General features: G+C 59.3%; 1 protein-coding gene. It reads left to right on the forward strand.

Annotated elements, in window-relative coordinates; genetic code table 11:
* The first annotated feature begins 72 nt into the window (after positions 1-72).
* Positions 73-1,287: an IS256 family transposase gene (locus tag ACDC66_RS15175; protein ID WP_376697581.1), complete on the forward strand. Its 1,215-nt coding sequence runs from the start codon at positions 73-75 to the stop codon at positions 1,285-1,287.
* Positions 1,288-1,321 lie beyond the last annotated feature (34 nt).

Genomic DNA, 1,321 nt, shown 5'->3' on the forward strand with positions numbered 1-1,321 from the left:
GGGACTGTCCTGAGATTTGTGTAACTGCCCATTGATGTACTGTAAATCAGGAGTTTATCAATGGACGCAGTAGTGGATGAAAAAAGGCTCAAGGAGCTGATTGGTGAGCTGGCCAAGGAGGTCAAGACCGAGAAGGATCTGGGCGAGCTCTCGGACCGGCTGACGAAGATGACGGTCGAGGCCGCCCTCGGCGCCGAGATGGAAGACCATCTAGGCTACGAGAAGCACGCCCCAGAGGGCCGTAATACCGGAAACAGTCGCAATGGCAAGTCCTCGAAGAAGCTCAAGGGTAAGCACGGCGAGGTGCAGATCGACACGCCCAGGGACCGCAACGGCACGTTCGAGCCCAAGCTGCTGGGCAAGTACCAGACCCGCCTGACGGCCTTCGACGATCAGATTCTGTGCCTGTACGCCAAGGGCATGACGACCCGCCAGATCGTCGACGCCTTCCAGGAGATGTACGGCGCGGAAGTCTCAGCCACGCTGGTCTCGAAGGTCACCGATGCGGTCATCGACCAGATGGCCGAGTGGCAGAGCCGACCGCTGGACCCGCTCTATCCGATCGTCTATCTGGACTGCATTGTCGTCAAGGTGCGCCAGAACAAGCAGGTCATCAACAAGTCGATCTACATCGCCATCGGCATCGATCTGGAGGGCCACAAGCGGTTGCTGGGCCTGTGGATCGCCGAGAGTGAGGGTGCGAAGTTCTGGTTGTCGGTGCTCACCGAGCTCAGGACCCGTGGGGTCGAGGACATCCTGATCGCCTGCGTCGACGGCCTGACGGGCTTCCCGCAGGCGATCGAGGCGGTCTATCCCGACACCCGGATCCAGCTGTGTGTGGTCCACATGGTGCGCAACTCGCTCAAGTACGTGTCCTGGAAGGACTACAAGGGCGTCACTCGGGATCTTAAGGCGATCTATCGAGCACCGACCGAGGCCGACGCCCGGCGGGCACTGGAAGCCTTCGGCAAGGCCTGGAATGAAAAGTACTGCCAGATCTCGAAGATCTGGGAGCGCCACTGGCCCTACTTGATCACCTTGTTCGACTATCCGCCCGAAATCCGCAAGGCGATCTACACGACCAACGCCATCGAGTCACTCAACAGTGTGATCCGGAAGTCGACGCGGCAGCGCAAGATCTTCCCGCACGACGACTCGGCGCTGAAAGTGACGTTCCTGGCGATCCAGGCGGCGTCTCAGAAGTGGAAAATGCCCATCCGCGAGTGGAAGGCCGCGCTGAACCAATTTATTATCCAATTCGAAGATCGGGTCACCGATCAACTATGAAGGCGGGCGGTTACACAGAAATCGGGACAGGCTC

It is taken from the genome of Wenzhouxiangella psychrophila, from assembly GCF_042310375.1.
Classification (GTDB): Bacteria; Pseudomonadota; Gammaproteobacteria; order Xanthomonadales; family Wenzhouxiangellaceae; genus Wenzhouxiangella.